Here is a 26,915-nt window from a genome sequence, read left to right as displayed (position 1 = left end):
TTAACGGACGGGTTCATCAAGCAACGCTGGTGGTGAGTTGCTGCAGCTGCTGTACTTTGATGAACGACTCTTCCCTGGATTGCAGGATGGCCATTGCCTGTGGCTGTGTTTCAAGCAGTGGGCCATTTGTGATTGACCCCAGCTTCAGCAAGTGACGGCCTTCGTAAATATTGTGGGCAACCAGCACATTGAGGTTTGCCACAAGCTTGGGCAGATGCTCATCGCTCGGCTCGCCGTAATCTGCGTGATGTTCATCTGCCCAATAAACCCAACCCAAATGCTCTTGAACGTTCGCCGCGGATGGCGGCAGGCTGAACACTGAAGTATCGCCCAGCCATTCGACTTCCGAGACGGCGCGCCAACTGAGCCATGGACCTTCATTGCGCCCAAAATGAACCGGCGCTGGGCTGTATACGTGCTGCCAAGGGCCGAACAGCTGATGGGAGTTGTCGCCAGCGGTATAGGCCAGCGCGGCCCACAGGCTTGGCTTGTGGTAGCTCAGCAGGCTTTGTCCGCCAGAGCCATCATTAGCGCGCAAGAGCCAGCGCGCATGGGCGAGCGCTTTGTCAGAATCAGCTGTGGTAATGGCAATGCCAGAGAAATTTTCCTCGCACAGCTTTGCTGCCTCAGCCGCAAGGCGACTGCCCCACGGCGCGGTGATCCAGAGCGGACCGTCAGCGGCGATATCAGCGAAGGCGGTTTTGAGGAACAGGCCCTGTGCATCTACCACCGGTTCGCCAACACGATAAAGGCGGCTCATCGCGTCAGGCTGTCGAACCGGGTCAATAATGAAACACAGTGTTGATTCAGAGCTTTCTCTCGGTAAATCAACGAACCCATGGCGTGGAGCTTCGAGGAGGGCGCTGAGCGCTTTTACATGCATGTGCAATCCTTACGGCTGCAGGCGCCGTTGCTTTGCTTGCCGCACAACGGCGTTATTCCAGACTCATTCAGACGTTTGGGCAGCGGGACAGGGACTTTCCCCGCCTTATCCGCATCCACAACCTTCATCGGCCCCGGCAACAACGGCGCCGCCGGCGTGCCCACCCCGGGCGAGCCGCCGGTATTGACCTTCACCTCAGCGCCGCTGATGGTCACGCCACCCGCGTCGACCTTGACGAAGCTGCCGCCAGCCTTGGCAGTCAGTTCCATGGCGCCTTCGACCACGACTCTCTGGCCGGCGTAATAATGGATTTCGTTGCCAGCCTCAACAAACTGCCCAGTCCCAACCTTCACATGCTGCGTCACACCCACCGTCAGGTGATCATCCGCGCGCATTTCGCTGATGCGGTCCAGATGGGTGATCCGGTGCTCTTCAACCTTGAATTCGCTAAGCACATTGGCTTCAACAGTGTCATGGCGTTCGTTGCCGACGCGGATTTTCTGGTCGTGTTCGATGTTTTCGTCCCAGTCGCGCTGGGCGTGGATGTAGATCTGTTCGGCGCCTTTCTTGTCTTCGATGCGGAATTCGTTGTAGCCCTTGCCGCCCGGGGAGCTGAGGGTTTTGAAGGTGCTGCGGGTCTTGTTGGCGGGCAGGTCGTAGGGGACGACGTTTTCCTTGTGGTACAGGCAGCCGGTGACGAGGGGCTGGTCGGGGTCGCCTTCGAGGAAGGTGACGAGGACTTCCATGCCGATGCGCGGGATCGCGATGCCGCCGTAGGCGCTGCCTGCCCAGCCGCTGGCGACGCGCATCCAGCAGGTGGTTTTGTCGTCGGACTGGCCGTCGCGGTCCCAGTGGAATTGCACTTTGATGCGGCCGTACTGGTCGCAGTGGATTTCTTCTCCGGCCGGGCCGGTGACGACGGCGGTCTGGCTGCCGAGGACTTTCGGTTTCGGGTGTTCGAGGGCAGGGCGGTAGTGCGCGTCCCACGGGGTGGCGAGGAAGGTGTTGCGGTAGCCCTGGTGGAAATCGCTTTTGTTGTCGGTGACGTCGCTGGTGACGTTTTCGCCGAGGACTTGCGGCTGTTTGCCTTCGTGGAAGACTTCCAGCAGCAGCCACAGGTCGTTCCACTCGGCGCGCGGGTGTTCGGCGAGCGTGAGGAAATGGCCGCTGGTCAGCGTCGGTTCATCACCTTTGCCTTCGGCAAGTTTGTAGTCGCTGCGATGGCGTTCCAAGGCGCGGGTTGATAGGAACTTGCCGCGCTCGCGAGTCGTGAAGCGGCCGGGGTAATCGTAGTCTTCCAGGTCCGGGGCGAACTCGGTTTTGACCGCGCCTTCGGGCAGCAGCTTCGGTTTTTCGAAATCGTAATCGCGACGGCTGACGCGGGTGGTGCGGGTTTCCAGGCGCAGGTTGAAGCGCTTGATCACCGGCTTCTCCGCAGCCATGCCGGAGTCCTGCTGGTAGCTGACCGGCTTCAGTTTGCGGAACACGGTCTGGTCGTCGCCGAACACCAGTTTGTGGCCGCTGCTGCTGTGCTGGAAGTGGAAGTGAATGCCTTCCTCTTCGCACAGACGCTGGATGAAATGCAGGTCGGACTCGTCGTATTGCACGCAATACTCGCGTTCCGGGTACTCGGCGCCGAGCTGGAAGCTGTAGGCGTCAGAGAGAATGCCGCGATCTTCCAGCACCTGGGCGATGATTTTCGGCACCGTCAGTTGCTGGAAGATCTGCTGATCATGATTGTGCTGCAGGTAGGCCAGTTGTGGCATCAGGCTGATGCTGTAGCGGGTCAGGGTCTTGCCGGAGTCGCCCTGCTCGATGCGATAGACCTGGCCGTGAATCTTGCCTTCGCCGGTGGCGCCGAACGTCAGGCAGGCGCGCTTGTGCAGCAGCTCTTCGAGCTTCAGGTCGGGGCGGGCGCTGACCAGTTCGAGGTCGAAACGGAACGGTTCGTTGAGGGCTTCGCGACCGGTGAAGCTGAGGACTTGCAGGTCGGCGTTGGCGTCTTCGATCGAGAGGGTGATGTGGGTTGCATTGGCGTCCAGCATGCCTTGAATTCCGTCCGTTGAATAAGCAGGTGATGGATGTTGCAGGATTAGACGGCCTCATTCAAGGCGCAAATGGCGCAGATGTGGGGCTGCGAGGTCATAGGGAAAACCCTTAGGAGGGCGGTTTGGGCCAGTAAAGCCGGGCATCGCATGAATTTTCAGCGTCTGATCGGGCGCTATCGCGAGCAGGCTCGCTCCCACAAGGGATCTACAGTGATCACAGAATATGTGGACATCTGTGGGAGCGAGCCTGCTCGCGAACGGCTTCTACAACCAATGCCAGAACCGGCTCCAGAACCCGCGATTGAGGTCTTCCTTGCAGCCGGCATACTGCTGCGCATACAAATCCGAACGGTTCTGCACCTTGCGCGCGGTCGGCGGTAGCCAGGCTTTGCTCGCGTAGGTCTTGTTGCGAAAGCCGCCCCAGCCTTCGTGGTAGTTCAGGTATTGGTTGTAGGCGTCGTATTTGTACACGCCGTTGATCGAGGTGGTCTTGTCCATGTACCAGCCGACGAAGTCGATGGCGTCGTCGAAGTCTTCGCGATCGGCCCAGTTGCGGCCGGTGCTTTTCTGGTAGTCGGCCCAGACTTCATCCTTGGCTTGCGCATAGCCGGAAGCGGTGGAGACGCGGCCCCAAGGAATTACCCAGAGCAGATATTTGCGCGGCGTCTTGGCATCGTAGCGATAGCCGGACTCCTGATACATGATCGCGAAAGGCACCTGGATCGGCACACCCCAGCGTTTCTGGGTGACTTGCGCAGCGTCGTACCAGTCGCTTTTCTCGCGGAAGATTGCGCAGATGTCTTCCGGTGAACGGGGCGGCGAGGTGCCGCAACCGCTCAGCAGGGTGGCCAGGGTCAGGAGGCCGAGGATATGCCTGTGATTCAAGAGCTGTTTTCCGTCGTGCGCAAAAAGGCCGACAGTCTACGCGCTCAGCTCAATTGATGACGATAGGGCAGATCCGGACCGGTTTTGCTGCAGGTCAGTGCGGCGGCTTGTACGGCGAACCTGAGCATGCCGTCGATCTGCTCGCGACTCAGTTGCTGCACGCCAGCGACCGAGTCCAGCGAATGTTCGGTCAGCCAGGTGATCAGCGCGGCCTGGAAGGTGTCGCCGGCGCCAACGGTGTCGGCAATTTTTACCGGGTTGGCCGGCACCGACCACGAGCCATGGGCGCGACTGAACACCGTTGCGCCATCGCCACCGCGAGTGAGGAACGCGATCTGACAGCGATGCTCGAGCCAGCCTTCAATCACCTGCTGCGGATCCTGCTCGGGATAGAGCAGGCTCAGATCCTCGTCGCTGACTTTGATCAGATCGGCCAGGCGCACCAGCGTGGCGATGCGTTCGCGCCATAGATCAATATTTGGCTCGGGGTTGAGGCGCACGTTGGGGTCGAGGCTGATCAGGCGTTTGCCGCTTTCGCGCTGGACCAGCTTCAGCAACGTGTCGCCAATCGGCTGCACCACCAGCGAAAACGAGCCGATGTGCAGGCCGCGAACCTCGTCGCCGAGCGTCGGCAGATGTGCCTCGCTCAGTTGCCGATCGGCGCAGCCTTCGCCACGGAAGCTGTAATGCGGCGAACCGTTGGCGCCGACGGCGACCATCGCCAGAGTGGTCGGCGCGGCGAAATCCACCAGATAGTCCGGACGCACACCTTCCTCCTGCAGCACTTGCTGCAAACGGCGGCCCAGGTAGTCGGTGGACAGGCCGGCGAACAACGCGGAGTCCACGCCCAAGCGGCGCAGACCGACGGCGACGTTGAACGGCGAGCCGCCGGCAATCGCCTTGAAATTGACTTTCGAGGCCAGACCGCTGGCGTCGTTTTCGCTGAAAAAATCAAACAGGGCTTCGCCACACACCAGGTACATAGTTGTTTGCTCGTTATAGGGTTGCGACATGCTGTTGATAGCGTTCGTAGGCCTGCTGGAACGCCGCGACGTTAGCGGCAATCGGCAGGGTCTCACTGCGTGCGTCGAGTTTCACGCAGCGCTCGCATAGATCGGCCAGAGAAACTTCATCGCCATTGGAGCGCGACGCGCACCACGCTGCCTGAATCGCCGCGCCCAGTGCGGCGGCTTCGCTTTGTTCGGTACAGATCACCGGGGCGTTCATGATGTCAGCGACGATCTGCCGCCACACCGCACTCTTCGAACCGCCACCGATCAGGCAAATGCGCAGGCTTTGTAAACCATTCTGGCGGAGCAAATCCAGCCCGTAGCGCAAACCGAAGGTGGTGCCTTCGACAGCGGCGCGGCACAGATTGGCCTGGGTCAGATTGTCCATGGTCAGCCCATGCAGGCTGCCAGTGGCGTGGGGCAGGGCGGGGACGCGCTCGCCGTTGAGGAACGGCAGCATGCTCACGCCTTCGGCGCCGATCGGCGACTGCGCGACCAGTTGGTTGAAGGTCGGCAAGTCGAGCTTGAACAGCTCGCGAATCGCGCCGGTGGCGTTGGTCAGGTTCATCGTGCAGATCAGCGGCAGCCAGCCGCCGCTGGAGGAACAGAACGTGGCAACCGAGGCATCGGCGCTGACGTTCGGCTCCTCCGAATAGGCGTAGACCGTGCCGGAAGAACCGAGGCTCATGGTGATCGCGCCGGGCTGGATATTGCCGGTACCGATGGCGCCCATCATGTTGTCGCCGCCGCCGCTTGAGACCACGGCGTTGGGGTTGATGCCGAGTTGCTGGGCGATTGCCGGCAGGATAGTGCCAACGGCCGCGTGCGCCTCGATCAGCTCCGGCAGCGCGGTTTGCAAACGCCCGCTGGCGTCGATGTCGCGCAGGATCTGCACATCCCACTGACGCGTACGCACGTTGAAGTAACCAGTGCCGGAGGCGTCGCCGTATTCGCTGCAGGCGCGGCCGGTGAGCCAGTAGTTAAGGTAGTCGTGGGGCAGCAGAATCCGAGCGATGCGCGAGAACACGTCGGGATGCTGCTCTTTGGTCCAGAGCAGTTTCGACACCGTATAGCCGGGCGCAATGACCACGCCGAGGCGTTCCAGCGAACCTTCCTCGCCGCCCAGTTGCTCGAGCAAACGGTCGTTTTCCGGCGTGGTTTCGGTGTCGCACCAGAGCTTGGCCGGGCGCAGCACTGTGCCTTGCTCATCGAGCAGGACCAGGCCGTGCTGCTGCCCGGAGACGCCGACGCCGAGAATCGCCTGGCCGTCGACGTTGGCCGCTTGCAAGGCCTGGCGGGTGGCGCTGACGAAAGCGTCGAGCCACTGTTGAACGTCTTGTTCGCGGCGGCCATTGGCGCCGCTGATCATCATGTGCGGGGCCGCGCCCAGACCGAGCACCTGACCGCTGTCGGCATCGAGGATGATTGCTTTGGTGCCTTGGGTGCCGCAGTCGATACCCAGGAAGAGTTGTTGGCTGGTCACAATGAGGTCCTCAGGATGTCAGGGGGTTTCCGAGTATGGCGGCTATTCGCGAGCAGGCTCGCTCCCACAAGTGATGTTGGAACCCTAACCTGTGGGAGCGAGCCTGCTCGCGAAGACGTCAGTCGCATCGCCGCAGAATCAGGCTAGAACTCGTTGCAATGTTCGCGAAACCCCAAACTCGCGCAGACTCTGGCAGCACCACTCGAACGCTGCAACAAACTCCGCCGACTTCGGTATCGCCGTGCCGAAAATTTCTTCAACACCCAGCAGCCGTTCGCTGATCAGCCCATCATCCGCCACCAGTCCTTGGCAAAACGCTGCTCGTGGGTCCGGAATCGAATACGTATCACCATTCTCGTCCACGCCCTTCAGATACAACGCCCACGCCGCCACGACCAGCGCCGCGCGCTTGGTTTCGCGACCATCGGCGATAAGACGATTGATCGTCGGCACGGTGAATTTGGGAAACTTCGATGAGCCATCCGAACACACACGCTCCAACTGATCGGCAATCGCCTGATTGGAAAACCGCGCCACCAGCGTGTCCTTGTAGTCGCTCAGATCAATGCCCGGTACCGGCGCCAGTTGCGGAGTGACATCCAGGTCCATATAGGCGCGCATGTACTGCACGAACAGCGGATCGTTCATGGTCTCGTGGACGAAGCGATAACCCTTGAGAAAGCCCAGATACGTCAGCGCTAGATGACTGCCGTTGAGCAGTTTGATTTTCATCTCTTCGTATGGTGAGACATCGTCGGTGAACTGCACGCCGACCTTTTCCCAGGCCGGGCGGCCGTTGACGAATTTGTCCTCCAGCACCCACTGCACAAACGGTTCGCAGACCACCGGCCACGCATCGTCGACGCCGTGTTTGTCGGCCAGTTGCAGGCGATGCGCGGTGCTGGTCATCGGCGTGATGCGATCGACCATGGCGTTGGGGAAACTGACGTTCTGGTCGATCCAGTCGCGCAGCTGCGGATCACGCAGGGCAGCGAAGGCCAACAGCGCCTTGCGGGCGACGGCGCCGTTGTGCGGCAGGTTATCGCAGGACATCACAGTAAACGCCGGAACGCCCGCTGCACGACGTTTGGCCAGCGCGGCGCAGAGGAAACCGAACACGGTGCCCGGCGCCTCGGGATGGGCCAAGTCGTGTTGAATCTGCGGCAGGTGCGCCATGAACTCGCCGTTGCTGTCGTCGATGCAGTAACCGCCCTCGGTGATGGTCAGCGAGACGATACGAATCTGCGGTTCGGCGAGTTTGTCGATCAGTGCCTGCGCGCCATCTTCGGCCATCAGCATGTCGCGGATCGCGCCGATGACGCGTACTTCGGTGTCGTCACTGTCGCCCAGTTCGAAGAGGGTAAACAGGTAATCCTGCTCGCGCAGATCATCGCGAGCACGGCGATCTTCCGGGCGCAGGCCGACGCCGCAGATCGCCCAGTCCAGCGCTTCGCCAGTGTTCATCAGGGCATCGGTGTAATACGCCTGATGCGCGCGGTGGAAACCGCCGACGCCAATGTGGGCGATGCCCTGACGCGTGTCAGCGAGGTCGTAGCCTGGCAGTTGCACCTGGGCGGCGAGGCGATTGAGGTTCTGTTGGTTGAGTTTCATCGGATAATCTCGAAATCAGGCGGCAGCGCGCAGTGGGCGGGTCAGCGCCATACCTTCGGCGTCGAACAGATGGCAGTGAGTCGGGTCCAGGCGCAGGCTCAATTGCTCGCCGTAACGGCTGGCCAGATCGCCGCGCACGCGCATGGTCAGGGCTTCGTCGGCGCTGGTGGTGACGTGGCAGAAGGTGTCGCTGCCAAGGCGTTCGCTGACGTCGGCAGTGACTTGCAACGTGCAGTCACCGGGTTGCGCCAGCTCAAGATGTTCGGGGCGAATGCCCAGCGTGACAGCGCTGCCGACACTGAGGTTGGCGGCGTTGAACGGCAGGGTGATGCGTGTGCCGGCGTCCAGCGCAACTTCGCAACTGGCGCCGTCGATGCGGGCAATCGTGCCTTTGAGGAAACCCATTTTCGGCGTGCCGAGGAAGCCTGCGACAAACAGGTTGGCCGGGTTGTGATAGAGGTCCAGCGGTGAGCCGACCTGCTCGATCCTGCCGCCATTGAGCACCACGACTTTGTCGGCCATGGTCATCGCTTCGACCTGATCGTGGGTCACATAAATCATCGTCGCTTGCAGATCTTTGTGCAGGCGCAGCAGTTCCAGACGCATCTGCACGCGCAACGCCGCGTCGAGGTTGGACAGCGGCTCATCGAAGAGGAAAATCTTCGGGTTGCGCACGATGGCGCGGCCGATCGCCACGCGCTGACGCTGACCGCCGGACAGCTGTTTGGGTTTGCGCTCGAGCATCGGCCCGAGTTCGAGAATGCGCGCCGCTTCGCCAACCTTGCGCTCGACCTCGGCTTTCGGCACGCCGGCCAGATCGAGGGCGAACGACATGTTCTTCTTCACGGTCATGTGCGGGTACAGCGCGTAGGTCTGGAACACCATCGCCAGATCGCGCTTGGCCGGGCTGACTTCGGTGATGTCGCGGCCATCGAGTTCGATGGTACCGCCGCTGACCTCTTCCAGGCCGGCGATCAGGCGCAGCAGGGTGGATTTACCGCAGCCCGACGGGCCGACGAAGACCACGAATTCCTTGTCGTTCACTTCAAGGTCAATGCCCTTGATGATGGAAAAGCCTTCGAAGCCTTTTTGCAGATTCTTGATTTTCAGGTTGGCCATGAGATGGGCCTCCGCATTGTTATTTTTAAGATCAAAAGATCGCAGCCTGCGGCAGCTCCTACAGGAGATTTATACCGATTCGACATTTCATGTAGGAGCTGCCGAAGGCTGCGATCTTTTGCTTTTCAGTTCATTTCACGGCACCGAACGACAGCCCGCGCACCAGTTGCTTCTGGCTGATCCAGCCAAAGATCAGAATCGGCGCACAGGCCAGGGTCGACACGGCCGACAACTTGGCCCAGAACAGCCCTTCGGGACTTGAATACGAGGCGATCAACGCGGTCAGTGGGGCGGCATTCGACGATGTCAGGTTCAGCGACCAGAACGCCTCGTTCCAGCACAGGATCAGCGACAGCAGCACGGTCGAAGCGAGGCCACCCTTGGCAATCGGCAGCAGTACGCGAACCATTTCCTGCCACAGCGTCGCACCATCGAGGCGGGCGGCTTCGAGGATGTCCTTGGGGATGTCCTTGAAGTAGGTGTAAACCATCCAGACCACGATCGGCAGGTTGATCAGCGTGTAGATCACGATCAGCGCGATGCGCGTGTCGAGCAGGCCGAAACTCTTGGCCAGCAGGTAGATCGGCATCAGCACGCCAACCGGCGGCAGCATCTTGGTCGAGAGCATCCACAGCAGCGTGCCTTTGGTGCGCTGGGTTTCATAGAACGCCATCGAGTATGCCGCCGGCACCGCGATCAACAGGCACAGGGCCGTGGCGCTGAATGAGATCACCACCGAGTTCCAGGCGAAGCTGAAGTAGTCGCTGCGCTCGTTGATGTGCAGGTAGTTCTCCAGCGTTGGCGTGAAGATGAACTGCGGCGGCGTGGCGAAGGCGTCGATTTCGCTTTTGAAACTGGTCATCACCATCCAGAAGATCGGGAAGAAAATCACGATCGCGATGGCCCAGGCCAGCGTGCCGAGCAGCAAGCTTTGCAGGCGGCGGGATTGTTGGAGCGTCATGGCAGGCCTCACGCTTTGTCAGTCAGGTTTTTGCCGATCATCCGCACCAGAATGATCGCGGCGATGTTGGCGATGACTACGGCAATCAAGCCGCCCGCCGAGGCCATGCCGACGTCGAACTGCACCAGCGCCTGGTTGTAGATCAGGTAGGCGAGGTTGGTCGAGGCGTAGCCGGGGCCGCCGTTGGTAGTGGTGAAGATTTCGGCGAACACCGAGAGCAGGAAGATCGTTTCGATCATCACCACCACGGCAATCGGCCGCGCCAGATGCGGCAGGGTCAGGTGCCAGAAGATCGCGATCGGACCGGCACCGTCCAGGCGCGCGGCTTCTTTCTGTTCCTGATCCAGTGACTGCATGGCAGTCATCAGAATCAGGATCGCGAAGGGCAGCCATTGCCACGAAACAATGATGATGATCGACAGCAGCGGGTAGTGCGCCAGCCAGTCCACCGGTTGCGCGCCGAACAGCTTCCAGATGTAGGCGAGGATTCCTGACACCGGGTGAAAGATCAGGTTCTTCCAGATCAAGGCACCGACGGTGGGCATGATGAAGAACGGCGAGATCAGCATCACCCGCACCAGGCCGCGCCCAAGGAATTCGCTGGCCTCCAGCAACGCGCTGATCAACACGCCGAAGACCACACTGATCAGCAACACGCTGCCAACCAGCAACAACGTATTGGTCGCACCGGGCATGAAACCCGAATCGGTTAAGAAATACGTGAAGTTCTCAATCCCGACGAATTCGTTTTCACCGGGGTAGAGCAGGTTGTAGCGGATCATCGAAAAGTACAGGGTCATGCCCAGCGGCACGATCATCCACAGCAGCAACAGCGCCACCGAGGGGCTGACCAGAAACCAGCCGGGATTGCGCACCCGCAGCTTGCGCTGGGGTGGCGACAGGTCGATGTGGGCTTTGGCAGTTGAAGTATTCATGGCAATCACAACCGAGTCATACAGACCTATGGAGATCCCCATGTGGGAGCGAGCCTGCTCGCGAAAGCGCTGGGTCAGTGTCATTTGTGTTGGCTGACACGACGCCTTCGCGAGCAGGCTCGCTCCCACAAGAGGCAGGAGCAAGTCGTTCAGCGCTTACTTGGGATAACCCGCGCGCTTCATCTCGCGTTCCGTGGTCTGTTGCGCCGCCGCCAGCGCTTGATCCACCGTGGTCTGGCCGATCAGCGCTGCCGAGAACAGCTTGCCGACCTGGGTGCCGACTGCCTGGAATTCAGGAATGGTCACCAACTGGATGCCAATGTACGGCACCGGTTTCAGCGTCGGTTTGCTCGGGTCAGCGGCTTTCAGCGATTCCAGCGTCACCTTGGCAAACGGTGCGGCGCTCATGTACGCGTCGCTGTAGGTCGAAGCGCGTGTGCCCGGCGGCACGTTGGCGATGCCATCGGTCTTGGCAACCAGTTCGCCGTACTCTTTGGACGTGGCCCAGGCACTGAAGGTTTTTGCTGCGTCCTTGGCCTTGGAGCTGGTCGGAATCGCCAGCGCCCACGAATACAGCCACGCCGAGCCTTTATCCGTGACCTGATGCGGAGCGAAGGTGAAACCGACGTGATCGGCGACCTTGCTCTGGGTCTTGTCGGTGACAAACGAGCCGGCGACGCTGGCATCGACCCAGATCGCACATTTGCCGCTGTTGAACAGGGCGAGGTTTTCGTTGAAGCCGTTGCTCGACGCACCCGGCGGGCCGGATTTCTTCATGGTGTTGACGTAGAAATTCAGCGCGTTTTTCCATTCCGGGCCACTGAATTCCGGCTTCCACTGCTCATCGAACCAGCGCGCGCCGTAAGCGTTGGCAACCGTAGTCACCAGCGCCATGTTCTCGCCCCAACCGGCCTTGCCGCGCAGGCAGATGCCGTACTGCTCTTTGTCTTTCTGAGTGAGCTTTTCGGCAAAGTCGGCGATCTCTTCCCATGTCGGACGCTCCGGCATGGTCAGCCCGGCGGCCTTGAACAGGTCGGTGCGGTAATAGGTGATCGAACTCTCCGCGTAGAACGGCAACGCATACAGCGAACCCTTCACCGACAGGCCTTCGCGCACCGAGGGGAAGACGTCGTCTAGGGCGTAACTGGCCGGCAGGTCCTTCATCGGCTCCAGCCAACCCTTGCCGCCCCACAGTGCCGCTTCGTACATGCCGATGGTCAACACGTCGAACTGGCCGCCCTGCGTGGCGATGTCGGTGGTCAGGCGCTGACGCAGGACGTTTTCTTCCAGCACCACCCAATTGAGCTTGATGTCCGGATGCTCGCTCTCGAAAGTCTTCGAGAGTTTCTGCATGCGGATCATGTCGCTGTTGTTGACGGTGGCGATGGTCAGGGTCTGGGCGCCAAGGCTGACGCTGCTGAGGGTCATGCAGGTGAGAGCGAGCAGAGCTTTTGCAGTGGGTTGCATCGTGCACTCCTTTTCTGGCACCCGATGGGGCAGAAGGACAGTTATTGTTTTTGTGTCTTCCGAATGCAGGAAGAATCTGCGCTGATTACAGCCTTCCACGGCGGGGCTGACAAATCATCCCTAGCACTTTTGTTGATACTTTTTTGCACTGGGGTTTGGGCGCGTTAACGGAGGGAGAGGGTTTGCAGCGATCAGGCTTTTTCGAATGTGTACAGGTTTCTGATGCAACACGTCAGCCTGTGGGAGGGGGCTTGCTCCCGAAGGCGTTGGGTCAGCAACACACATTTCAACTGACAAGCCGTATTCGCGAGCAAGCCCGCTCCCACACAGGATGGTGGGTTGTCAGAGGTGGTTTTGTTCAGTCAGCCGCTGCACCGCCAGCCGCCGATAGTGCGACGGTGTCATGCCCTTGAGTTGCTGAAAGCGCCGATTGAAGTTGGAAATGTTGTTGAAGCCCGATTCGAAGCACACCTCGGTCACCGGTTTGTCACCGTCGGCCAGCAGCTCACAGGATTTGCTGATGCGCAGGCGATTGACGAATTCGATGAAGTTACGCCCGGTGGCTTGTTTGAATACCCGGCTGAAATAGGTCGGCGTCATGCCCAGGTGCTCGGCCACTTCTTCCAGTGAGATGTCCCGGGCGTAATGGCTGAAGATGTAATCGACCGCGCGGTTGGTGCGGTCGATGTTGTGTTCGTCGGCCAGTTGCGGCGTGGTCGCACCGGACAGCAATTGGAAATCGTCGGTGGCTGCGAGCAATTCCATGAGGATGAAAAAGTGCCCGAGACGAGTGATGCCGCTGCTGTCAGCGATCCGTTGCATCAAAGTCATGGCCTGACGGATCGTGCGCTTGCAGCGAAACTCGATGCCGTACTGCGCGCGCTCAAGCAGTGGCGCCAGGGATTTCAGCTCAGCGAACACCTGGTGTCCGCTTTCGAACAATTCGTCGGTGAAGTTGACCAGCATGTCGCGCTTCTCCACCACTTCATCTTCAGCGATCTGGCTGATCCAGTTATGCGGCAGGTTGGGACCGGTCAGAAACAGGGTTTCCGGATAGAAGTTGCCAATGTAATCGCCAATGAACACCTTGCCTGAACTGGCGACGATCAGGTGCAGCTCGTATTCCTTGTGAAAATGCCAGCGCACCAGCGGGCAGGGGAAGCCGTGCTGGCGGTAGATGATGGATAACCCGTTATGGTCATCCATCAACTCGTAGGAAGGATCGGTCACGCGAGCAGTTCGATTCATGTCTGAGCGCTTTCTTATGGTAATCGCGAGTAGATCATGCCTCGTTCGACTTGCCATGCGCCAGTTCGCCGACGCGCCTTGCGTGCGATCACGCTGCAGCCGCTGCTCAGGCTTTCCTGGCTGCCTTGTTCAAATTGGCGACCTGGCAAAAGAACACGATTTTCGAGTTTTTAATAAAGTCGAAATTGATGATGTTGCAATTTTCTGCCCAGTTGCTATTCGCCGGGTCAAACCAGCTGTCAAGTTTGTCGAGAACTCGTTGCGGACCACCGGCATTGAAGATGGCTGCCGAGAGTGCCCAGAGCCTGTCTCTGGAAGGAGGATTTTCCATTGTTTTAATTATGTAAGCCAACAGTGTGGAGGTAGGCGTGACGGTCTCCTGGAGCACCGCATTTCCGGCCCACTTCTGCTCAATCTGTTCGCAGAATGTCTTCCAGTCCAAGTGGTAATGTGAAGGGGTCGCCACCAGCAAGCGTTGCGTTCGGCTGACTTTTTTCAATTGCTCAAGTGTCAGGCGCTTGTTTTGCGACGGAATGATGTATTCGCCTAGATGCTTATGCATCACTTCATTGAAATATTTGTAATCGAAAGACTCCTCGCCTCCCTTTAATTCATGGAAGTCCAGAACGATGAACTCGTTGTAGCTTCGCTCCAGAAACGCTTTGATATCTCGAACAAGATCTTCCAGTGTGCGGGACGATCGATATTCGTTATGGGTAAATCGGAATCTGGCTAATCCGCTGGCGTCGTTGTCATAGACCAGGCGCAGGTCCAATGCCCTCGCGCCGCGGTTGAGCTGGGCATAAAAAGGAACGTCCTGACAAACGACCCAGTTGGCGGTGAGCGGGGCGTAGGAGGCTTCCCCGTCGCAGCCCGCGTTGTGTGTACCCGGCAATGTCATTTCAAGCAATGACAACTTGTCGAGCTCGGGTGTTCTGCCCATCCATTGATGAGGTGCCAGTGTTTCAAATGTGTAATTGTTCATGTTTCATAACCTGCATTTATTGAGAGCTTGCGAGTAATTCGCTTGTGCAGGATGTTTATAGAGTAACTCCGTTAATTGGCAAATAGCCGATGTGATGCAAGTTTTGTAGGGGTGTCAGTTTTTAGTGTTTGATAAGCAGTTATTGTTTTTTGCTTCGATCCATTGCGACATATATTGCGTGCTTTTGTGGGAGTGGTGGCGGAGCATGCCGCCGATGAAATTGTTGTCTCGCAGTTTCTTCAAGTTCGATCGGTATTCATCTAGCTTGTTGATGAGTGCCGGCCCATGGAGTGTGCGCTGGTAACGTTCACTTAATAACGTGTTGCCCGCCTGTACGGCAGTCTGCCAATAACTCTCGTCTTTATATAATTTGGCCGCATGATTGGCGAAGTCGGTCGCTGAGTGAGTAATCCCGCCGGGCCACGGGGCGTCAGCGTGCATGCCTTCCGCGCCGATGGGCGTTGTAACACTAGGTGTGCCACACAGCATCGCATCAACGAGCTTGCCCTTGATTCCGGCGCCAAAGCGCAAAGGCGCCAGACAAACCCGCGCCGCTGACATCACCTGCAGCGCATCTTCAGCCCAGTTCATCACGTGAAAACCCTGCGCCGCATTGTGCAGGGCTGTGGCTTTGGGAGGCGTGTAGGCGCCATAGATATGCAATTGTGCATCGGGAATTTGCTGACGAATCAGCGGCCAGATCGTCGATTTCATCCAGAGCACGGCATCCCAGTTGGGGGCATGCCGGAAGTTGCCGATACTGAGAAAATGCGCACGTTCGACAAAAGGGCGCGGCGATGCGGTGGGCAGGTTGACCATCAGCGGGCACCAATGCAGCAACTGACGGGGCAAGCCGAATTGCTCGACGAGTAATTCGATTTCCACCTCGGAAATCATCAGGTTCAGGTCGCAGCGAAACAAGGCCGCAATTTCCCGTTTGGCGAGGTCCGTAGTTGCCATCAATTCGAACTCTTCGCGCAGTGCCGGCGCAAACACATCGCGCAAGTCATTCTCATCGCTATTGGTTTTCAGGCGATCCTTAAGTCGTTGGTGCCGGGCATGACGCAAGCTCTGCAGATCAGATGTTTCGAGTACACGCAGAGCGGCAGGACAGTGTTTCTCCACGCGCCAGCCGAATTGCTCTTCCATCATGAACTGGTCGAACAGCACGATATCTGGCGCCAGCGCGCTGATGAACGTATCGAAACTGCTGTTGTTGAGTTCGATCGGCACTTCGCGAATGCCCAGCGCGCTGAGGTCCGCCTTATGCTCTCCGGGGCCTGCCGGGCTGCTGAAGGTGATGTCCCAGCCTTGCTCAAGGAACGTTTCGAGAATCTGCATGACGTGGCCGCTGGCCGCAGACGAGCGGGGTTCGGGCCAGACGTAGCCGATGATCAGGACTTTGGTGGTGGAAGGCAGTGTCATGAAAACGATCCTGAATATCAGCCGAGTCGGCAAAAAAAGGGCGCAATTAAACCACAGTGATGGTTGTCTGCGCCCCTCTCGTCAGCCCTGCATTTTCAAGCCTTGTTTAAAAAGTGGGTTTGGCCAGATTGAGCAGGAGCGGGCCCTGAAGAAAGTCTCCGGGAGCGGTGCTATCGATCGCATTGGTGATAGCGGAAAGGTTGAACCGAAACGTGGAGTTGCTGGTTTGGTACTGATCGATCAGAGAAACAGCCAAGGTATAGGAGTCGGCATTCAATAACGCCGGATGTTCCTGCACGATTTTTGGCCAGTTCGCAATGCTCGACTCAAAGTCATCGAAGTCTTTTAACGAGGCAAAGGCGTAATGAGGGTTTGCCAGATTTTTGGGATGGGCCTTGCGAGGGTTTCTTGCGAAATCCAACAGCCCGACCGCGTTGTACTCTGCTGGAGTGACACCCTTGAACACTTCGCCGTAGTAGAAATCAAGCGTGTCCGGTGCACCGTGGGATATTTCATGCACAAGAATATCGCCGATCCTGGCATCGTCGTATTTGGCCACCGCATAGTATTCATCAAGATTATCCGGGTACATGGCCAGGAAAGTCCTGGTGTTGACGTCCAGCTTGGTATTGGAACTTACTGCCGCTTGCCAGCGCTTATAGGCTTGAGGCTGTAACGCAGCAAGGGTATCGCTACCCGGTGGCCGAAAGATCATGTTATCGACACTTAGGAAGTCAAGATCCCTGCGCATCTTTCGCAAGTTGCTGGTGATGTACTCAACTGCCGTATTCGAGTTGTTACCGAACACATGCAGGATGACAGCTCTGACGTCGTTGTTGCGGGCACCGGAGATTAACTGAATAGTGTTGTCGATTTTGCTTTTGGCGTGAGGAATCGCTTTTTTCAGATAGCCACGCGTGTAACTGAACGGCTTTGCTCGCTTGAGAGGGTTACGAAAAAAGTTGACCAGCTTCAGGTTTTTTAACTTTGGTCCCCACGGCTCACCCAAACGGTTCACGGCGTACCATTCATCAGTGTGGCGGATGCCCCATACCTGGAATATGTCACTCGAATTTTGCGCATATTGCCGGGTGCCCAAACGGATAGTGTCTGTATCGACCACCGAGGAAAGTGCATGGTAAGGCGGCGTTGCAGTCCATTTCCGGGCGTCGTGAATGGCGCCTTCAAGTGCGGCCACGCCGCTGTGCCAGCCTTTACGTAATAATTTCGCTCCTTTGAACACCACATCCGTAGCCCCATCCAGCGGGTTGAAGAGACTGTTGACCAGTCCAGCACCCGTGGCCGCAATTTTGCCGGCCTTCGTGGCGATACTCATGCTTTTGGCAACCACACTGGCAATTTTTGCAACAGCAGCGACTACCAAAAGAATGGTCATTGTGGCTTCCAGGGCGCACGCTGCGGCCCCATTGATCTCCCGTTCTACATCGTCGGAAGTCAGATCCTCAATACAGGATTTGAACGGCACGATAATGTTGAGGAATGTATCCAGATCCTTCTCCCGTTTGATCCGCAATGCCTCAAGCCGGGTTTGCCCCCAACACTCTTTGACCAGTTCATCGTAAGTGGCTACAGGTCTGTGCTTGAGCACGAAATTCACCAGGCGATCGAATTCCGTGGAGTAGAAACTCTGATAGTAGCCATTGATCTGTGCCGGTGGCACCGCGGACAGCTCACCGACTCTGTCGATTACTCCCGAACTTACAGCGACAAGGCCGGGCGTCACACCATGGGTATAACATTCGATGTCTGTTGGTAATTGATGCACTGTGGCCGGCGCTGAGTAATTTATCCCGGTGCGGCGAACTTTTGGTTCCAACAGATTCTCACGCTGGATAAGTGCTGCCAGTTCAGTGTTTTCACGGCAGACGCCTTGCAACGTGAGTAATTCGTAACACGAAACCTGGCCTTCGAACTCGCAGTAGATCACAACCCCGTAACGGCCCTTTGCTTCATCTATTTCCTGATGACTTTCAGTGGGTTTACGCCCCTCTGTCTTCACGATCGAGTCAACGACCGACGAAATGGGGTTAACGGGCAGATTCGTTATGGTCTGCAGTTTCGCGACCGAGGGTCTGAGGGTGAACATCGTCACCTTGCCTTTGAGCAAGCGAGCCCGGTCAGGCAGTGGCAAGAAAGAGAACGCCTGTTTCAAATGCGTATGCATGGCTTGCGTGTGCGTGAGATAGGCGCGGTTGAACTGGCGATGAAACTCATCATCGGGAGAGACCAGTTTACGCAACAGGTCGGGGAACTCTTTATAAATACTTTCGCCTTTAATCCGGTCCCAATCACGGCTCGCAAGGTCATTGGACATGTGCAGTTCAACCGGTGACAGGTGCATCGTGGTGAACGCGTCCGCCAGCGATGTATTGCGCACTTGCTTGAGGGCGTCTTTTTCAAGATAAGTGCAGCCCTTGGCGGCATGCTTGAGGATGGCCAGTGCAACGCTTCTGCGCGTGGGCAGCGGACGCGTCAATGCTTCAGCGTTTGCGGCAAGGGTTTTGGCATGCTGCACATAGGCGTTCGTGGCGACTTTCAGAGCGTCGGGGACAGACTTCTCGACCTCTTCAGGCAAGAGGATTTTATTCAGCACGGCCCAGTCGATTACAGGATCCACCGCAGCCAGAGCGTCGAGTTTCTTGCGCGATTCGGTTAACGGTTCCAGTGTTGAGCGCTGTTGCAGCTGTGCGTAAGTCATCGAGCGGGTCGAGCCTGGCGCGATGATCTCATGCACTGCCACGACTCGGCAGTATTCGACGCATTGCGGTGTGCCCAGTACCAGATTGTCAGGCAGATCCTTGACCAGAAACTCTGGTGCGGGTTCGGCCAGTAACAGATGAGCTGCAAGCGCGGCGTTCTTCGGGCTGACCCGATAGTGCGCGATGAGGTGATTTTCGAACCTGGTCTGGACCTCTGCGAAGGATAGTTCCAGATGCTCGGCGGCATATAAATCGAAGCCGGCCACATGGTTGCGCGGCTCTTGCTCGCCGACTTGCGGGTGGAGATCGACCAGCAGCGATGTCAGCATCAATTGTTTGCGGGACGCTGCGGATCGGGGCTGATTTGGCTGCGCGCCGTACCAGCCCAGATCGCGCACGTAAGCGTCTGTCCAATGAGCAGCGATCGGGCTGGACACCATCAACTCGATTGCGGCCTCGGCTTCGGAGCGTTTGAACGGGGTTGACCGGCCACCCAGAATACGTTCTGACAAATGTTCCAATAAGGACTGGCCTTTCAAATAGCTGGCAATCAGCGCTCGAAGCTCGCCGAGTGGAGTCGCTGAAAGGGTGGCTGCTTCGCCTGCGGCGGCTTTTATCATCTCCCGGTAGTTACCGACTTCCGGACCAGGGTCAGGCGGGGTGGCCATGAATGCCACCAGGCGGGAAACCTCAGCGGCGTTAAGCGGAATGGAATAGCCGTGAAATGCCAGCCATTGCGCTAAATCGATCTGATCGGTATTCGAAATCTTCCCAGCGGTCAAAGCTGCCATTTCCACCAGAGTCTGAAAGTCTTCTTTCAAATCGGGTGCAAGTACGAAAGCGTTTGCGAGATCAGTAGCGTCGTTGGTAGTGAGTGCATATATCTCGCCCTGAGCCGTTACCTCGAAGATAAAGCGTTCGGACAGTTTTAATGTCGCCAGGAGTTTTTTGAAAGAAGCCTGTTCGGACAGCTTTTGCAGTAGCTGCGCGCCCGGGAGCAGGGCATCTTGCAGGGATGATCCCGGCTCCAGAGAAAGTTTTTTTCCGACCAAAGTAATGGTTTGCGTAGGGGCGTAATTTTTTATCAGTTGCCTGAGTTTATAGATCGCTTCTTCTCGCTCGCGATTATCACTCGGCGTGTGATCGTGTTGGAAGCTTGCGTTATTAGAGACTACGGATAAGTTGCGTTGACCCAAAGAGTCAATGTGCTGAATGCTCATAAGTTCACTTGCTGTTGGTTGGTAAGTTCGGCTTATCCTCTTTTCTAAATGGGTGCTTATCAATCAGCTTTGTGTGAGTGAGTTTTTCAGTTGCTCGAAAGTTATAATTTTGTATCGAGATCCTGAGGGGGCTTGCCAAGTTTTGATGGGTTACGGATTTGCAGTGATTATTGCTTTTACTTTGTCGCGCAGTTGGTCGATAGAAAATGGCTTGCCGATGACATACATGTCGCCGGGCACTTGAATGGTCTCGGCATAACCGCTGGCAAACAGGATGGGCAGAGCAGGGCGCAGCTCGCGCGCCTTTTCAGCAAGTTCGCGGCCATCCATGCCAGGCAGGCCGTGGTCGGTCATCATCAAATCGATCGGCTTGCCAGCATCCCTGAGAATCTCTAGCGCCTTGTTGCCGTCCTCAGCCTCTAACACAGCGAACTCCAGCTCCTCCAGCACATCGACGATGAGCATGCGCACGATGTCGTCATCTTCTACGACAAGGATAGTGGAGGCATTGGTAGGCATGGCAGGGCTCTCAAAAAAATGAAATCGGGGGATACCGGGCGATCGAAAATGCCGGACTCTTGCATGAGTAAGTGGCGCATAGCCACAAGTTCCCGAGCTGATACAAAAAAGAACAGCTCGGTGCGATGTGGCAAGGATAACCGTTGGCGTCGTCCAATGCGCAGGCGCGCGTAGGAAAATGCCATCATTTGTGTGAGAAAAATGGATCCATGGCGGGGTTTTGGGGCAAACTCTCGGGTTTTCAACAGTTCGACAAGGCTGCCCCATGTCCTCTCCGTCCTCGGTTGATGAACAACGGTTCCGCAAACTTCTGAGTCGCAACGTCAGCCTGCCGCTGGGCGTCGGCGTGCTCAGCGCCGTGTTCTTCGTCTCGCTGATCACTTATTTACTGTCGGTCATCCAGTGGGTCGAGCACACCGACCGGGTGATCAATAACGCCAATGAGGCGGTGAAACTCACCGTCGATCTGGAAACCGGCATGCGCGGCTATCTGCTTAGCGGTGACGAGCACTTTCTTGACCCGTACGAAGTTGCCAAGCCGCGTATCGAGGTCGCTCTCAATACGTTGCTGGAGCTGACCGCCGATAATCCGGTGCAGACCGATCGCCTGCGCCGTTTGCAAGCCTTGCAGGTGGAGTGGGCCAATTACGCGCAGTCGATGATCGATCTGCAGCGCAGCAGCGGTGATTATCGCGGCGCGGTCAAGGCCGGGCGGGGCAAGCGCCTGACCGATGAAATCCGCAAGCAATTCGAGGACGTCATCGAGACCGAGCAAGTGCTGCGCTCCACGCGCAACGAGGACGTGCGCCGCACGACGATCTGGAGCATCACCCTTTACCTGATCTTCATCGTTGGCATCAGCGGTTTGCTGGCCTACATCGGCCGCCGTGATCTGCTCAACCTGTCGACCAACTACAGCGCCAACCTCGCCGCCCAACTGGCCAGCGCCGAACGCCTCGAGAAACAGGCGTGGCTGCGCAACGGCCAGACACAATTGGCCGAGCAGGTGCTGGGGCAACTGACGCTGAACTTGCTGGGGCGCAACATTCTGCAATTCTGCGCGCAATACCTCGGCACTGCCGTCGCGGCCCTTTATGTGCGCGAAGAACATGGCGGCCTCAAGCGCGTGGCGACTTATGGTTTCTCCCGCGAGCAGGAAGAGCTCAATCAAACGATCTACAGCGGCGAAGGCATCGTCGGCCAAGTGGCAGAACAGGCACGGCTGATCCGTCTCGACGCGGTCCCGGGCGACTATTTCAAAGTCAGCTCCGGGCTCGGTGCAGGCCTGCCACACAGTGTGCTGGTGGTGCCGACCAGCGATGACGATCGGGTCAATGGCGTGATCGAGCTGGGTTTCCTGCGTCCGCTGTCCGAGCGCGACATCGAACTGCTGGAATTGATTGCCGGCAACATCGGTACCTCGATCGAAGCGGCGCGTTACCGTCAGCGCTTGCAGGAAGTGCTCGCCGAAACCCAGCAGCTCAACGAAGAGCTGCAAGTGCAGCAGGAAGAGCTGAAGACTGCCAACGAAGAGCTGGAAGAACAGTCGCGGATTCTCAAGGAATCCCAGGCGCATCTGGAAACCCAGCAAGTGGAGCTGGAGCAGACCAACGAGCAGCTCGCCGAACAGCGCGATGCGATGGACAAGAAAAACACCGAGCTGAATCAGGCGCAGATTCAACTCGAAGAGCGTGCCGAAGAGCTGCAACGCTCGAGCAAGTACAAGTCCGAATTCCTCGCCAACATGTCCCACGAACTGCGCACGCCGCTCAACAGTTCGCTGATTCTGGCCAAGCTGCTGGCGGAAAACCCGCAGCAGAATCTGTCGGCGGAACAGGTCAAGTTCGCCGAATCGATCTATTCGGCCGGCAACGATCTGCTCAACCTGATCAACGACATTCTCGACATTTCCAAGGTCGAGGCCGGCAAACTCGAAGTGATTGCCGAAAACACCCGCGTCGATCGTCTGGTCGACGGCTTGCGCTCGATGTTCGAACCGTTGGCGGCGGACAAGAAGCTCGCCTTCAGCGTCGAGGTTCAGCCAGACGCACCGGGCTTGCTGTTCACCGACCGTCAGCGTCTGGAGCAGGTGATCAAGAACCTGCTGTCCAACGCGATCAAGTTCACCGAGCACGGCGCCGTCAGCCTGACCATTACCGCGCAGCCGAATGATCACATCGCTTTCAGCGTCAAGGATTCCGGGATCGGTATCGCTGCCGATCAGCAAGAAAGTATTTTCGAAGCGTTCCGTCAGGCGGATGGCACCACTAATCGCAAGTACGGCGGCACCGGCCTGGGCCTGTCGATCTCGCGGGATCTGGCGACGTTGCTGGGCGGTTCGATCAGTGTCGACAGCGTACCGGGGCAGGGCAGCACGTTCACCCTGGTGTTGCCGCGTCAGTATCACGAATTCGGTGAGACGCCGGCCGCGCCGCTGACCTTCCACCCGGCACCTGTGACGCCTGCGCCAGTTGCTGTTGCGGCTCCGCTCGCATCGGCGATTCCGGCAGTCATCCCGCGCTTCGCCGACGATCGCGACAAGGCACCGTTCGCCACCCGCTGCATTCTGGTGGTGGAAGACGAGCCGAACTTCGCTCGTATCCTCTATGACCTGGCGCATGAGTTGGGTTACATGTGTCTGGTCGCCCACGGTGCCGACGAAGGCTACGACCTGGCGCGTGAATTCGTGCCGGATGCGATCCTGCTCGACATGCGCCTGCCGGATCATTCCGGTCTGACCGTGCTGCAACGCCTGAAAGAACGCGCCGAAACCCGACACATTCCGGTGCACGTGATTTCCGTGGAAGACCGCGTTGAAGCGGCGATGCACATGGGCGCGATCGGCTATGCAGTGAAACCGACTACCCGCGAAGAGCTCAAGGATGTGTTCGCCCGTCTCGAAGCCAAGCTGACGCAGAAAGTCAAACGCGTGCTGCTGGTCGAAGACGACGATCTGCAACGCGAAAGCATCGCGCGGCTGATTGGCGACGAAGACATCGAAATCACCGCCGTCGGCCTGGCCCAGGACGCGCTGGAGCTGCTGCGCACGACCATCTACGACTGCATGGTCATCGATCTCAAGCTGCCGGACATGCTCGGCAACGATCTGCTCAAGCGCATGTCCACCGAGGACATCTGCTCGTTCCCGCCGGTCATCGTTTACACCGGACGCAATCTGACCCGCGATGAAGAGGCCGAACTGCGCAAGTATTCGCGCTCGATCATCATCAAGGGCGCACGCTCCCCTGAGCGGTTGCTCGACGAGGTCACACTCTTTCTGCACAAAGTTGAATCGCAGCTGTCCCATGAACGGCAGAAGATGCTCAAGACCGCGCGCAGCCGCGACAAGGTCTTTGAAGGTCGTAAAGTGCTGCTGGTGGACGACGATGTGCGCAACATCTTCGCCCTGACCAGCGCGCTGGAACACAAAGGCGCAGTCGTGGTGATCGGCCGTAACGGCCGTGAAGCGATTGAGAAACTTCATGAAGTCGAGGACATCGACCTGGTGCTGATGGACGTGATGATGCCGGAAATGGATGGCTTCGAAGCCACCATGGAAATCCGCAAGGATCCGCGCTGGCGCAAGCTGCCGATCATCGCGGTGACGGCCAAGGCCATGAAGGACGATCAGGAGCGCTGCCTGCAAGCGGGCGCCAACGATTACCTGGCCAAGCCCATCGACCTTGATCGTCTGTTCTCGCTGATACGTGTGTGGTTACCGAAAATGGAACGCATCTAGTGGAACGCAGCAGTCCGGCCGAGCGCAACAGCGAAATCGAATTACGCTTGTTGATTGAGGCGATTTACCTGAAATACAGCTACGACTTTCGCGACTACTCCGGCGCTTCGATCAAGCGCCGGGTGCAGCACGCGCTGAGTCAGTTCGAATGCGCGACCATCTCGGCCCTGCAGGAGAAAGTCCTGCACGACCCGACGGCGTTCATGCAGCTGCTGCAACTGCTGACGATTCCGGTCAGCGAGATGTTCCGCGATCCGTCGCACTTCCTCGCGATCCGCAACGAAGTGGTGCCGCTGCTGCGCACATATCCGTCGCTGAAGATCTGGATTGCCGGCTGCAGCACGGGCGAGGAGGTCTATTCGATGGCGATCCTGCTGCGCGAAGAAGGCCTGCTCGACCGTACGATCATCTACGCCACCGACATCAATCCGCGCTCGCTGGAGAAGGCCAAGCAAGGGATTTTCTCCATGGAGAACGTCCGCGCCTACACTGCCAACTATCAGCAGGCGGGCGGTCAGCGTTCGTTTGCCGATTACTACACGGCAGCCTACGGCTACGCGATTTTCGACAAGAGCCTGTGCGAGAACGTGACGTTCGCCGACCACAGCCTGGCCACCGACAGCGTGTTCTCCGAAACCCAGTTGATTTCCTGTCGCAACGTGCTGATCTATTTCAACAAGAAGTTGCAGGACCGGGCATTCGGGCTGTTCCATGAATCGCTGTCGCATCGCGGCTTTCTGGTGCTGGGCAGCAAGGAAACCCTGGATTTTTCCAACTATTCGAACCAGTTCGAGGCGTTGGTCAAACAAGAACGGATCTACCGCAAATCATGAACGACACCCCGAGCCTGCCTCGCATCGAGGCTGTCGTGATCGGCGCCTCCGCAGGCGGTGTCGAGGCGTTGCTGACCCTGCTCGGGCCGTTGCGCAAAGGCTATGTGCTGCCGATCATTATCGTTCTGCATTTGCCGGAAGAACGCCGCAGCCATCTGGCCGAAGTCTTCTCCCGCCGTGTGGCGATGCCGGTCAAGGAAGCCGAAGACAAGCAGGACATTGAAGCTGGCACGGTGTACTTCGCCACGCCCGGTTATCACTTGTCGATCGAAGCGGATCGCAGCCTGTCGCTGAGCCTCGAGGACCGCGTGCACCATTCGCGGCCTTCAATCGATTACCTGTTCGAGTCCGCCGCCGACGTCTACGGCCCGACACTCGCCGCCTTACTGCTGACCGGCGCCAATCAGGATGGCGCGCGCGGGTTGGCTTACGTCAAGCGCTGCGACGGCCTGACCATTGTTCAAGACCCCGAGGATGCACAAGTCGCCACCATGCCCCAGGCCGCACTGAACGTTTTGCAGCCGGATCATGTCCTACCCATTCACGGCATCGGCCGTCTGCTAGTCGAGCTGGAACGAATCGCATGCTGAGTAATATCCAAGCCAAACTGTTGATCGTCGACGATCTGCCAGAAAACCTGCTGGCGCTGGAAGCGCTGATCAAGCGCGAGGATCGCACGGTCTACAAGGCTCTGTCGGCGGACGAAGCACTGTCGCTGTTGCTGCAACACGAATTCGCCATGGCCATTCTCGACGTGCAGATGCCCGGAATGAATGGCTTCGAACTGGCCGAGTTGATGCGCGGCACCGAGAAAACCAAGAACATCCCGATCATCTTCGTCAGCGCCGCTGGCCGCGAACTCAACTATGCGTTCAAAGGCTACGAAAGCGGTGCGGTGGACTTCCTGCACAAGCCGCTGGACATTCATGCGGTGAAGAGCAAGGTCAACGTTTTCGTCGATCTGTATCGCCAGAGCAAGGCCATGAAGCAGCAGGTCGAAGCGCTGGAGCAGGCCCGACGCGAGCAGGAAGCGTTGCTGCAACAGCTGCAAAGCACCCAGCTTGAGCTGGAGCAAGCGGTGCGCATGCGCGATGACTTCATGTCCATCGTTGCCCACGAAGTGCGTACGCCACTCAATGGCCTGATTCTCGAAACCCAACTGCGCAAGATGCATCTGGCGCGAGACAACGCCTCGGCGTTCACCCTCGACAAGATGCAAGCGATGGTCGATCGCGATGAGCGCCAGATCAAAAGCCTGATTCGCCTGATCGAGGACATGCTCGATGTCTCGCGAATCCGCACCGGCAAACTGTCGATCCGCCCGAGTCGTTTCGATCTGGTGCAACTGGTCAGCAATCTGCTGCAGAATTTTGCCTCGCAAATGGAAGCGGCAGAAACCAGTGTTTCCTTTGAGGCGTCCGAGCCGGTCGAAGGTTGCTGGGACGAGTTCCGCATCGAGCAAGTGGTGTCCAATCTGCTGACCAACGCCTTGCGTTACGGGGGGCGCAGCCCGATTCAGGTGCGCGTTTATCGCGAAGGTGACGAGGCGCGGGTCGAAGTCCAGGACCACGGCATCGGCATCAGCGCCGAGAACCAGAAGCGTATTTTTCAGCAGTTCGAACGGGTGTCCGCCAAGACGGTGGTGGCCGGGCTCGGGCTGGGTCTGTTCATTTCCGAGCAGATCGTCGCCGCCCATGGCGGCTCCATCGTCGTCGAGAGTGAAATCAACGAAGGCGCCCTGTTTCGCGTTTGTCTGCCGATCCAGGAAAACGGCATATCCGACGCAACCTCTGAGTGACCACACGGTCGTATCAGCAGCTATTG

The 26,915-nt window shown here is 58.1% G+C and carries 19 protein-coding genes; 4 read left to right on the top strand and 15 right to left on the bottom strand.

Annotated elements, in window-relative coordinates:
• Window positions 1–16 precede the first annotated feature (16 nt).
• From AB4N53_RS07445 to AB4N53_RS07375, 15 genes are all read right to left on the bottom strand, one after another.
• Window positions 17–883 carry a DUF4123 domain-containing protein gene (locus AB4N53_RS07445; protein ID WP_460119452.1) on the bottom strand — a complete coding sequence of 289 codons (867 nt, stop codon included), beginning with the start codon at window positions 881–883 and terminating at the stop codon, window positions 17–19.
• A complete protein-coding gene (locus AB4N53_RS07440; protein ID WP_460119450.1) occupies window positions 874–2,928 on the bottom strand; it encodes a type VI secretion system Vgr family protein in 2,055 nt (684 codons plus the stop codon). Before AB4N53_RS07440 ends, AB4N53_RS07445 begins: the two co-directional genes overlap by 10 nt.
• A 267-nt stretch (window positions 2,929–3,195) precedes the next feature.
• A complete protein-coding gene (locus tag AB4N53_RS07435) occupies window positions 3,196–3,816 on the bottom strand; it encodes a transglycosylase SLT domain-containing protein (RefSeq protein WP_460119448.1) in 621 nt (206 codons plus the stop codon).
• Between the two features lie 44 nt (window positions 3,817–3,860).
• On the bottom strand, window positions 3,861–4,799 hold the full coding sequence (locus AB4N53_RS07430; protein WP_460119446.1) for a carbohydrate kinase family protein: 939 nt from the start codon (window positions 4,797–4,799) through the stop codon (window positions 3,861–3,863).
• Window positions 4,800–4,812: 13 nt separating this feature from the next.
• A complete protein-coding gene (xylB, locus tag AB4N53_RS07425) occupies window positions 4,813–6,309 on the bottom strand; it encodes a xylulokinase (RefSeq protein WP_460119444.1) in 1,497 nt (498 codons plus the stop codon).
• 138 nt (window positions 6,310–6,447) lie between these two features.
• On the bottom strand, window positions 6,448–7,920 hold the full coding sequence (locus tag AB4N53_RS07420; protein ID WP_460119442.1) for a mannitol dehydrogenase family protein: 1,473 nt from the start codon (window positions 7,918–7,920) through the stop codon (window positions 6,448–6,450).
• 15 nt (window positions 7,921–7,935) lie between these two features.
• The gene (locus AB4N53_RS07415) at window positions 7,936–9,039 is read right to left on the bottom strand and encodes an ABC transporter ATP-binding protein (protein ID WP_460119440.1); all 1,104 of its coding nucleotides are present in this window, start codon (window positions 9,037–9,039) and stop codon (window positions 7,936–7,938) included.
• Window positions 9,040–9,169: 130 nt separating this feature from the next.
• Complete coding sequence (locus AB4N53_RS07410; protein ID WP_016774872.1) at window positions 9,170–10,000, bottom strand: carbohydrate ABC transporter permease; 831 nt, start codon at window positions 9,998–10,000, stop codon at window positions 9,170–9,172.
• An 8-nt stretch (window positions 10,001–10,008) separates the two neighbouring features.
• Complete coding sequence (locus AB4N53_RS07405; protein ID WP_460119438.1) at window positions 10,009–10,935, bottom strand: carbohydrate ABC transporter permease; 927 nt, start codon at window positions 10,933–10,935, stop codon at window positions 10,009–10,011.
• 156 nt (window positions 10,936–11,091) lie between these two features.
• The gene (locus AB4N53_RS07400) at window positions 11,092–12,402 is read right to left on the bottom strand and encodes an ABC transporter substrate-binding protein (RefSeq protein ID WP_460119436.1); all 1,311 of its coding nucleotides are present in this window, start codon (window positions 12,400–12,402) and stop codon (window positions 11,092–11,094) included.
• A 342-nt stretch (window positions 12,403–12,744) separates the two neighbouring features.
• Window positions 12,745–13,650, bottom strand: a complete 906-nt coding sequence (locus tag AB4N53_RS07395; protein ID WP_460119434.1) for a helix-turn-helix domain-containing protein — start codon at window positions 13,648–13,650, stop codon at window positions 12,745–12,747.
• A 106-nt stretch (window positions 13,651–13,756) separates the two neighbouring features.
• Window positions 13,757–14,635, bottom strand: a complete 879-nt coding sequence (locus AB4N53_RS07390) for a phospholipase (protein WP_460119432.1) — start codon at window positions 14,633–14,635, stop codon at window positions 13,757–13,759.
• Window positions 14,636–14,749: 114 nt separating this feature from the next.
• Window positions 14,750–16,060 (bottom strand): glycosyltransferase, encoded by a 1,311-nt coding sequence (locus AB4N53_RS07385; protein WP_460119430.1) that lies wholly within the window; start codon window positions 16,058–16,060, stop codon window positions 14,750–14,752.
• A 106-nt stretch (window positions 16,061–16,166) separates the two neighbouring features.
• Complete coding sequence (locus AB4N53_RS07380) at window positions 16,167–20,000, bottom strand: hypothetical protein (protein ID WP_460119428.1); 3,834 nt, start codon at window positions 19,998–20,000, stop codon at window positions 16,167–16,169.
• Window positions 20,001–20,150: 150 nt separating this feature from the next.
• Entirely contained in the window at window positions 20,151–20,519 is a 369-nt protein-coding gene (locus tag AB4N53_RS07375; protein ID WP_460119426.1) for a response regulator, read from the bottom strand.
• A gap of 265 nt (window positions 20,520–20,784) precedes the next feature.
• Between AB4N53_RS07375 and AB4N53_RS07370 the strand changes: the two genes are divergently transcribed.
• From AB4N53_RS07370 to AB4N53_RS07355, 4 genes are read left to right on the top strand one after another with little or no spacing between them, the layout of a single operon-like run.
• Window positions 20,785–24,258, top strand: coding sequence for a response regulator (locus tag AB4N53_RS07370; RefSeq protein WP_460119424.1), 3,474 nt, complete (start codon window positions 20,785–20,787; stop codon window positions 24,256–24,258).
• Window positions 24,258–25,091 carry a CheR family methyltransferase gene (locus tag AB4N53_RS07365; protein WP_041480257.1) on the top strand — a complete coding sequence of 278 codons (834 nt, stop codon included), beginning with the start codon at window positions 24,258–24,260 and terminating at the stop codon, window positions 25,089–25,091. The genes AB4N53_RS07370 and AB4N53_RS07365 overlap by 1 nt, the downstream gene beginning before the upstream one ends.
• Window positions 25,088–25,681 carry a chemotaxis protein CheB gene (locus tag AB4N53_RS07360; protein ID WP_460119422.1) on the top strand — a complete coding sequence of 198 codons (594 nt, stop codon included), beginning with the start codon at window positions 25,088–25,090 and terminating at the stop codon, window positions 25,679–25,681. Before AB4N53_RS07365 ends, AB4N53_RS07360 begins: the two co-directional genes overlap by 4 nt.
• The gene (locus AB4N53_RS07355) at window positions 25,675–26,889 is read left to right on the top strand and encodes a hybrid sensor histidine kinase/response regulator (RefSeq protein ID WP_460119420.1); all 1,215 of its coding nucleotides are present in this window, start codon (window positions 25,675–25,677) and stop codon (window positions 26,887–26,889) included. The genes AB4N53_RS07360 and AB4N53_RS07355 overlap by 7 nt, the downstream gene beginning before the upstream one ends.
• The last annotated feature ends 26 nt before the right edge of the window (window positions 26,890–26,915 follow it).

Source organism: Pseudomonas sp. H3_E04 (assembly GCF_054668915.1).
The sequence above is the reverse complement of the archived record's forward strand: the minus strand, read 5'-3'. Positions and strand labels throughout refer to the sequence as shown.